The 8,984-nt window shown below is 61.0% G+C and carries 9 protein-coding genes; 3 read left to right on the top strand and 6 right to left on the bottom strand.

Annotation, left to right across the window (positions count from 1 at the left end; all coding sequences use genetic code 11):
• Positions 1-274 (top strand): hypothetical protein (locus tag B5D32_RS15445; RefSeq protein ID WP_207651132.1); only part of this gene is annotated, 274 nt, incomplete at its 5' end.
• Positions 275-410: 136 nt separating this feature from the next.
• Here the strand turns inward: B5D32_RS15445 and B5D32_RS10810 are convergent.
• The 5 genes from B5D32_RS10810 to B5D32_RS10790 form a co-directional block, all read right to left on the bottom strand.
• A complete protein-coding gene (locus tag B5D32_RS10810) occupies positions 411-1,094 on the bottom strand; it encodes a sigma-70 family RNA polymerase sigma factor (RefSeq protein ID WP_078785031.1) in 684 nt (227 codons plus the stop codon).
• Positions 1,095-1,125: 31 nt separating this feature from the next.
• A complete protein-coding gene (gene spoIIAB / locus B5D32_RS10805) occupies positions 1,126-1,560 on the bottom strand; it encodes an anti-sigma F factor (protein WP_078785030.1) in 435 nt (144 codons plus the stop codon).
• 16 nt (positions 1,561-1,576) lie between these two features.
• Positions 1,577-1,873, bottom strand: a complete 297-nt coding sequence (locus B5D32_RS10800; protein WP_078785029.1) for an anti-sigma factor antagonist — start codon at positions 1,871-1,873, stop codon at positions 1,577-1,579.
• Between the two features lie 201 nt (positions 1,874-2,074).
• Positions 2,075-3,373, bottom strand: coding sequence for a bifunctional folylpolyglutamate synthase/dihydrofolate synthase (locus B5D32_RS10795; RefSeq protein ID WP_078785028.1), 1,299 nt, complete (start codon positions 3,371-3,373; stop codon positions 2,075-2,077).
• Complete coding sequence (locus B5D32_RS10790) at positions 3,370-3,999, bottom strand: VanZ family protein (RefSeq protein ID WP_078785027.1); 630 nt, start codon at positions 3,997-3,999, stop codon at positions 3,370-3,372. Before B5D32_RS10790 ends, B5D32_RS10795 begins: the two co-directional genes overlap by 4 nt.
• A gap of 173 nt (positions 4,000-4,172) precedes the next feature.
• Here B5D32_RS10790 and B5D32_RS10785 point away from each other — a divergent pair, with 173 nt between their 5' ends.
• Together B5D32_RS10785 and B5D32_RS10780 are read left to right on the top strand one after the other, a co-directional pair.
• Positions 4,173-4,514: an arsenate reductase family protein gene (locus B5D32_RS10785; RefSeq protein ID WP_078785035.1), complete on the top strand. Its 342-nt coding sequence runs from the start codon at positions 4,173-4,175 to the stop codon at positions 4,512-4,514.
• A 438-nt stretch (positions 4,515-4,952) separates the two neighbouring features.
• Complete coding sequence (locus tag B5D32_RS10780) at positions 4,953-7,661, top strand: valine--tRNA ligase (RefSeq protein ID WP_078785026.1); 2,709 nt, start codon at positions 4,953-4,955, stop codon at positions 7,659-7,661.
• A gap of 255 nt (positions 7,662-7,916) precedes the next feature.
• Here the strand turns inward: B5D32_RS10780 and B5D32_RS10775 are convergent, their stop codons facing one another.
• Positions 7,917-8,882 carry an RICIN domain-containing protein gene (locus tag B5D32_RS10775; protein WP_078785025.1) on the bottom strand — a complete coding sequence of 322 codons (966 nt, stop codon included), beginning with the start codon at positions 8,880-8,882 and terminating at the stop codon, positions 7,917-7,919.
• Positions 8,883-8,984: the final 102 nt, after the last annotated feature.

The raw sequence follows: 8,984 nt of genomic DNA, 5'->3' as shown, positions 1-8,984 counted from the left end.
GCTGTCGCGTTTCCGTGACAGCTTGTATATTATATATCAGATTCTCTCGTTTGTCAAGAGGTTTTCTGAAAGTTTTTTGAAGAAGTTTTCTTCAAAAAACGGCGTACAAGCTGTAGGTAAAGGCTCCAGCGGCTGCCGCCGCGGGCTGGGCTCGCGAGACAGCTTGATTATTATAGCAAGTAGTATGACCTTTGTCAACAGGTTTTTGCAAGTTTTTTTGATTTTTTCGACAAAGTTTGAGGGTGAAGTTTGGGCAAGGTGCATATTGGAGTGACGGCGGTTGGCGGGCACAAATTATGGGGGTGGGTGAGCAACAGAAGGATTGACGGCAGTCGGCGCGAAGTTGCGGGCCGGGCATGCCCGGCCCCTACGGTGTGGTGTAGAGGTGAGCGGGTGCCGGTGGAAGGGTATCATTGGGCCTCTAACAGCTGTTCGCGCATCCATTTCAGGATGCGGCGCTCGCGGCGGGAGATCTGGACCTGGGTCGTACCGAGGACGCGGGCGGTCTCGCTTTGGGTGCGGCCCGCGAAAAAGCGCAGACGGATGAGCTGGCGGTCACCGCTGTCCAGCCTGTCCATCACCTCGGCCAGACCGATGCGGTCCGAGAGTGCTTCCTCCGGGGACTCCACCGGCACGTCAAACTCCCGCAGGCCGTCCTCGTCGTCCACGGGCGTCAGGCTCAGAGTCGGCAGGGCCGCGCGGATGGCCAGAGCGATCTGCTCCGGGGTCGTGCCCAGCGTCTCGGCCAGCTCGGTCACGCCGGGCTCCTGGCCGGTGCGCTTGAGGCAGCGCTCACGCTCGGCATTGATTTTAAGGCTCAGCTCCTTTAACGAACGGCTGACCTTGACTGTGCCGCCATCTCGGAACAGCTTTTTGATCTCGCCCAGGATGACCGGCACGGCATAGGTGGAAAAGCAGACGCCGCGCCCGGTATCAAACCCGTCGCAGGCCTTCACAAGGCCCAGACAGCCCGCGGCGTAGAGTTCCTCATACTCGATGCCCCGCCCCTTGAACCGCCCGGCGCAGGCGTGGACAAGGCCGAGGTTTCTCTCAATAAATTCTTCGCGCGGCAGCTGGTGCATATCCGTGGGCATGACTGTCCCCTCCTTCTATATATGTAGGGGGTCACGCGCGGGCATCCAGCCGCTTGGTCAGGGTCACGCGGGTGCCGCGGCCCGGCGTGGAGGAGACCTTGACCTTGTCCATGAAGCTCTGCATGACGGCAAAGCCCAGACCCGCGCGCTCCTCGGCGTCGCCGGTGGTGAACATCGGCTCCATCGCCTTCGCAATATCCGGGATGCCGACGCCGCGGTCCGTGATGGTAATACGCACAATGCCACCCTCATAGATGGCCGCCGTCATTGTGATGGGGCCGATCTTGTCCGGGTAGGCGTGGACGATGCAGTTGGTCACGGCCTCGGAGACAGCGGTTTTCATATCGGCGAGCTGGGGCACGGTGGGATCAAGCTGCACAAGAAACGCGGCCAGCGCCGCGCGGGCGAAGCCCTCGTTGACGGAGCGGCCCGCAAACGTAATTTTTACCTGATTGAGCATCTTCATCGGTGTTCACCTCCGTTCAGGCGTAGGTTATGTGGGCCAGGTCGAGCATCCGCCGCACGGCGCGCGGCGGGTTCTGGACGGTCAGCCGCCCGCCCAGTGCGCTTACGTGGCGTCCGCGGCCCAAAATCAGGCCGACGCCCGAGGAATCCATGAAGGTGACGCCCGAGAAGTCGAGCGTCAGCAGCTCAGGCAGGCGGTCATCGACCTGGGCATCGATCTCCCGCCGCAGTGTCTGGGCGGCGTGGTGGTCGATCTCGCCGCTCAAATAGGCGGCCAGTGTGCCGCTGCCGGGCACGAAGGTTACTTTGGCCATAGGGTTGTCCTCTTTTTTCATTTATAAGGGTATACAGGGTAGTGTTGGGAAGGTTGCGGGCCGGACATACCCGGCCCCTACGGGGAGAGTTAAAAAATCAACGGGTAATTTCCGGGAGGGGGTGTTGAGACAAAATAAAAAGCCCGTATCGTTATGATACAGGCTTACGGGTGCGTATTTTGTTGAAATGGCGATGGCCGGTTATTTTTCTGCTTCTTTGAGAAGCAGCGGGCGGGCCTCGGCGGCAAGGTAGAGCGAACCGCAGACAACAACGCCCGCGAGGTTGTTCTCGTCCGCGTAGTCCACGGCCTTGCGGATGGCATCGGCCACACTGTCGGCGACCTCGGCGTCGGTGTGGAAGCGTGCCTCCTTCTGCAATTCCTCGGCGCTCAATGCGCGGGGGCAGTTGGGCGTGACGGTGTAGACCTTGGCAAAGCAGGGGGCCAGATCGGACAGCATATCCTTATAGTCCTTGTCGGCCAGCACGCCCAGCACACCGACGAGGTTTTCCTCAAAGTCGGCGCGGGTCAGGGTCGCGGCCAGCATTTTAGCGCCGTCCGGGTTGTGGCAGCCGTCGAGCAGCAGCAGCGGATGGCGGCGGAGCACCTCGATGCGGGCGGGCATCCGGGCATCGGCAAGACCCTGCAGAATGGCATCGTCCGAAATATCATAGCCGAACTCGCGCCAGAGAGCCAGCGCGATCTCGACAGCCATGGCGGCGTGGTTAGCCTGGTGCGTGCCGGGCAGGCCCAGTGCGGCGCGATAGCCGCCGTAGTCAATGCGGTTTTCCAGCCGCTTGCCGCGCAGCAGCGTCAAATCGTCCTTATCGGGCGTGATGATGCTCGTGTGCGCCTCGGCAGCGGCGGTCAGGATCGGCCCCATAGCCTCCGCAGGCTGGTCGGGATAGTTGACGACGACGGTTCCTTCTTTTATAATACCGGCCTTCTCGGCGGCAATTTTATCAAGGGTATCTCCCAGGACTTCCATGTGGTCATAGCCGATCTTTGTGATGGCTGCCACGAGCTTGTGGGGCACGACGTTCGTTGCGTCGCAGCGCCCGCCAAGGCCGGTCTCCAGCACGACCAGGTCACACTTTTCGCGGGCAAACCAGAGGAACGCCAGCGCAGTGACGGCCTCAAACTCCACAGGCTTCTCGCCGCCCTCGGTCTCGATGGCGTCAATCGCGTCGAGCACCTTCTCCGTCAGGTTTGCCAGCGTGCGGGGCGGGATCATCTCGCCGTCGATCTGAAACCGCTCACGGAAGTCCACCACATACGGGCTGATGGTCAGACCGGTCTTGTAGCCCGCTGCCGTCAGGATGGAGGACGTCATGGCCGCAAGGCTGCCCTTGCCATTCGTGCCCGCAATGTGGATGCACTGCAGCTCCTTTTCGGGGTTTCCCAGATGGTCGCACAGGTTCTGCATCCGAGCCAGACCGGGTGTGCCCTGCCCCATGCGCGGCAGGGCGTGCAGGGCTTCAATTGCCTGTTGGGTCGTCATTCTTCGTCCTCCTCATAGTTATCCTCGTCGGGTTCGGGGCGGTTCAGCTGTGCCTCGTGGGCACGGTGGGCGGCGCGGCGGGCCAGCCGCTCATGCTCTCGGCGGCGCAGCTCCGCACTCTCGGCGCGCAGAGCGCGGTTCTCCTGCTTGACGCGGATGAATGCGGTAACGCCGCGCACGATCAGCAGGATGATGAGTGCAAACAGCAGTCCCGCCACGACGCCGGACATATCGATCCAGACATCCACCACCGACGAGGTGCGGTTGAGGCTATGCAGCTGGATGGTCTCATCCATCAGCGCCGTTGTCATGCCGCCCAGCAGCGGCCAGCTCATGTGGCGCACAAAATGCTTTGTGTACACGCGGATGCAGAGCATCAGCAGAAAGCCTTCCAGCGCAAACTCCGAAAAGTGCGCGAGCTTACGGATCAGATGCTCCGACAATGGGCCGAGATGCACCTTGGCCAGCGCACTGTTGACCAGCTGCATGACGGCCTGGCTGCGTGCGGACGACTGGGCACCGTTTTCCAGTGAGTTGCGAAAGATAAACATAATGCAGGCGATCAGCGCCGCCGTAAATACCACGCGGAACAAGATCAGCCACGGACTGGTTCTTTCTTTTTCCATAATACTCCTTTATAGATACTCCTCTATAAACCTGTATTATAGCACGCAGCCCGCATAAGAGCAAGCGCCCTGCCGCAGTTTTCCTCATACTATAGGCCCGGCCTTGTAAGTTGTCAAGGCACGGTTTTTGTGGTATTCTAATGAAAAGAATGTATTTTGCGGGGGGAATGGCCATGAACATCCAGATTTTCGGCACGAACAAGAGCTTTGACACCAAAAAGGCACAGCGGTGGTTCAAGGAGCGCGGCATCAGATTCCAGATGATCGACATGAAGGAAAAAGGCATGAGCCGCGGCGAGTTTGACAACGTCTGCCGCGCCGTGGGCGGCTGGGCAAAGCTCGTCGACGAAAATGCAAAGGACAAGGACACGCTGGCGCTTTTGAAATGGCTCGACGAGAGCCAGCAGGCCGACAAGCTGTTCGAGAACCAGCAGCTCTTCCGCCAGCCCATTGTGCGCAACGGCAGACAGGCCACCGTAGGCTACTGCCCCGAGGTGTGGGAGAAGTGGGAGTAAGACAGACAGCTCACCTCTCTCTGCAGGAGCCCAGGGGCCCGACAGTTTTGGCCCGACGGATTTGCGCCCCCGCCCTTGACAAATCCGCCGCATTGCGGTACATTATAAGGTACAAATGCAGTGCGAAAGAGTGTGCCCGCGTCGTACCTTTGCAGCAAGCCGGGGAGGATGCAAGCCCGGTACGGTGCGGCGGGTGCTGTCACTTTCAAGCAGGCGCGGTGAGAGGGGCTTCTCCCCTGCCAGCCGCGCACGGGGTTGCCGCCGTTATCAGGGCAGGCGGGCTTGTCGGCCTGCCGCAAAGCGGCCCGATCGGGCAACTTGGGTGGTACCGCGACTTGAGCTTTTCAGGCCGTCCCATGATAAACTCATGGGGCGGCCTTTTTTATTTTGTCCAAATGTAAAAATCACGCCCCGCACATTCACGAGGAGGTTTACACTATGCCGAAGGAACTCGCCAAACAGTATGCCCCGCAGGGCACCGAGGATCGCATCTATCAGAACTGGTGCGACAAGGGGTATTTCCATACCCAGATCGACCGCAGCAAAAAACCGTTTACCATCGTCATGCCGCCGCCGAACGTCACCGGCCAGCTGCACATGGGCCACGCCATGGATGAGACCTGGCAGGACATCCTGACCCGCTACAAGCGGATGCAGGGCTATGCCGCGCTGTGGGTGCCCGGCACCGACCATGCGTCCATTGCCACCGAGGCCAAGGTCGTCGCCAAGATGCGCGAGGAGGGCCTGACCAAGGAGATGGTGGGCCGCGACGGCTTTCTGGAGCGTGCCTGGGACTGGAAGAACACCTATGGCAACCGCATCGTCAGCCAGCTGAAGAAGCTGGGCTGCTCCTGCGACTGGCAGCGCGAGCGCTTCACGATGGACGAGGGCTGCTCCGACGCCGTCAAGGAGGTCTTTGTCCGTCTGTACAACGAGGGGCTGATCTACCGCGGCAACCGCATGGTCAACTGGTGCCCCCACTGCAACACCTCGATTTCCGACGCCGAGGTCGAGTATGAGGCCAAAGAAGGCAGCTTCTGGCATCTGCTCTACCCCGTCAAGGAGACCGGCGAAATGCTGGAGCTGGCCACGACCCGCCCCGAGACGATGCTGGGTGATACCGCTGTTGCCATCAACGCCGAGGACCCGCGCTACAAGCACCTGCACGGCTGCCATGTCGTGCTGCCGCTGCTGGGCCGCGAAATTCCCATCGTCTGCGACGAGCACGCCGACATGGAGAAGGGCACCGGCGTTGTGAAGATCACCCCCGCCCACGACCCCAACGACTTTGAGGTCGGCAAGCGCCACGACCTGCCGATGATCCGTGTGCTGACCTACGACGGCCACATGACCGGCGCTGCCGACAAGGCCGCCGTCGATGCCGAGAAGGCGGCGGGCCGCGCTGCCGCCGACGAGCCGGACGTGCTGGACTGCGGCAAGTATGCCGGCATGACCGCACTGGAGGCCCGCAAGGCTATTCTGGCCGATTTGGAGGCCTGCGGTGCGCTGAAGGAGACCGAGCCGCTGACCCACGACGTGGGCACCTGCTACCGCTGCCACTCGGTCATTGAGCCGATGGTCTCCAAGCAGTGGTTCGTCAAGATGGAGCCGCTGGCCAAGCCCGCCATCGAGAGCGTCGAGAAGGGCGAGATCAAGTTCGTGCCCGAGCGCTTCACCAAGAACTATATCAACTGGATGAAGGGCGGCCGTGACTGGTGCATCAGCCGCCAACTGTGGTGGGGCCACCAGATCCCCGCCTGGTACTGCGGCGACTGCGGCGAGACCGTCGTGGCCAAGGAAGCCCCCTGCACCTGCCCCAAGTGCGGCAGTTCCAACATGACCCAGGACCCCGACACGCTGGACACCTGGTTCAGCTCTGCCCTGTGGCCGTTCTCCACGCTGGGCTGGCCCAACGAGAACGCCGAGGATTACAACTACTTCTACCCCACGAACACGCTGGTCACCGGCTATGACATCATCGGCTTCTGGGTGTCCCGCATGATCTTCTCGGGTCTGGCCTACACCGGCAAGGCACCGTTTGACACGGTACTGATCCACGGCATTGTCCGCGACAGCCAGGGCCGCAAAATGTCCAAATCCCTGGGCAACGGCATTGACCCGCTGGAGGTCATTGAGCAGTACGGCGCGGACGCGCTGCGCATGATGCTGATCATCGGCTCCACCGCAGGCAACGATATGCGCTACAGCGATGAAAAAGTCCTTGCCTGCCGCAACTTTGCCAACAAGCTGTGGAACGCCTCCCGCTTTGTGCAGATGAACCTGCCCGAGGACTTTGAGCCGGGTCTGCCCGAGGAAAGCCTGCTCGACATGAGCGACAAGTGGATTTTGTCCGAGCTTGCCAAGGTCGCCGCCGAGGCTACCGCCAACCTCGACAAGTACGAGCTGGGTCTGGCCGCCGAGAAGGTCGAGAACTTCATCTGGGAAGTCTACTGCGACTGGTATATCGAGATCTGCAAGACCCGCCTGAACGGCGAGGACGCGGCAGCCGCCGACGCGGCCCGCAAGGTGCTGGTCTACGTGCTGGACAAGGCGCTCAAGCTGCTGCACCCCTTCATGCCGTTCATCACCGAGGAGATCTATCAGGCTCTGCCCGGCAGCGCCGAGACCATCATGAACGAGAAGTGGCCCGGCGACGAGAATATGAAGGTCTGGGCCGAGGACTGCGCCGACTTTGAGAAGCTGATGGACTACATCAAGGCTGTCCGCGCCATGCGTGCCGAGATGAACGTCCACCCCGCCAAAAAGACGAGCATGATCATTGAGACTGCCTCCCCCGCCGCGTTTGAGAAGGGCGGCGCGTATCTGGCCCGCTTTGCCTTTGCCACCGACGTGACGGTCACGGCAAAGTACGAGGGCAGCACCGACGGCATGGTCAACGTGGCGACCCCCGACGCGAAGGGCTTTATCCCGATGATGGAGCTGATCGACCGCGACAAGGAGCTGGCCCGCCTGAACAAGGAGCTGACCAAGGCCGAGAAGGAGCTGGGCATGTTCACGAACCAGCTGAACAATCCGAAGTTCGTCGAGAAGGCCCCGGCGAAGCTCGTCGAGGAGACCCGCGCTAAGCTGGCTGCCGCCCAGGACAAGGCCGCCAAGATCAAGGAGAGCATTGCGGCGCTGGGGTAAGTCTGAAGGCTTCCCCCGTGGGGGAAGCTGTCACCGCAGGTGACTGATGAGGGCAGCGTTTCCGCCGCAGCTTGTTCACGGGCAATACTGGCACACTCGCCCCTCATCCGGCCCTTCGGGCCACCTTCCCCCGTAGGGGAAGGCTTTTCAGCCACAAACAAAAAATAACCCCGCCCCGTCAGGAACTGCATTCTGACGGGGCGGGGTTTTCTCGTTACAGCACAAAAATTGCAGAGGAATCGTTACAAGGGCAAATTACTTGCGGCGCTTGCCCTTGCCGCCCTTGCGGGTGTTGGTCTTGGCAGCGGCGGTCTTGACGACCTCGACGGCCTTCTCGGCTGCGGGCTTGGCAGCCTCAACAGCCTTCTCAACGACAGGCTCGGCAGCCTTGACGGCCTTCTCGACGACGGGCTTAGCAGCCTCGACGGTTTTCTCAACGACGGGCTCGGCAGCCTTGACGGCCTTCTCAACGACGGGCTCGGCAGCCTTGACGGCCTTCTCGACGACGGGCTTAGCAGCCTTGACAGCCTTCTCAGCGGCAGGCTTGGCAGCCTTGACAGCCTTCTCAGCGGCAGGCTTGGCAGCCTTGACGGCCTTCTCGACGACAGGCTCAGCAGCCTTGACAGCCTTCTCAGCGGCAGGCTTGGCAGCCTTGACGGCCTTCTCGACGACAGGCTCAGCAGCCTTGACGACCTCGGTGGCGGCCTTCTCGGCAGCGGCCTTGGCCTTCACGGTGGTGGCCTTCACGCTGGTCTTGGGCTTGCGGGTGACCTCGTTGATGGTCCAGAACTGGTTGTCACCGTTGACGTCAGCCCAGATCTGCAGCACGGTGCCGTTCTCGGTAGCCATGCCGGGGTCCAGCAGCTTGCCGGCCAGGTTGGACTTGATCTTGACGCGGCCATCGTTGGTAGGCTCCACGACCCACAGCTGGCTGGATGCCTGGGCACCCTCCCACTGGTGGACGCGGGTGCCGTCGCTGACGCCGCCCATGTCCAGATCCATCATCTTGCCGGTGAAGCGGTTCTGGATGCGGTAAACGCCGTCGCCTGCTGCGACGAAGTTCCACTGCTGCCACTCAAAGTTGGCGTTGTCCATCAGCTGGATCTTCGCGCCATTGTCAATGTTATAGTCAGCGACCTCAACGACCTTGCCGTTGGCGGCGCTGATGGTATAGAACTTACCCTCGGTAAGTACGGTCTGTGCAATCTTCTTCGGTGCCATATTTGTTCCTCCTATAGGTATATCATGTATATTATGCGGCAAATCTTGTTTGTAGTTTCCCTCATGCCGCGTGGTCAAACACCGCTTTTTGCGTGTCTACGT

It is taken from the genome of Gemmiger formicilis (genome assembly GCF_900167555.1).
In the GTDB taxonomy this organism is placed as follows: Bacteria; Bacillota; Clostridia; order Oscillospirales; family Ruminococcaceae; genus Gemmiger; species Gemmiger formicilis.
The sequence above is the reverse complement of the archived record's forward strand: the minus strand, read 5'-3'. Positions and strand labels throughout refer to the sequence as shown.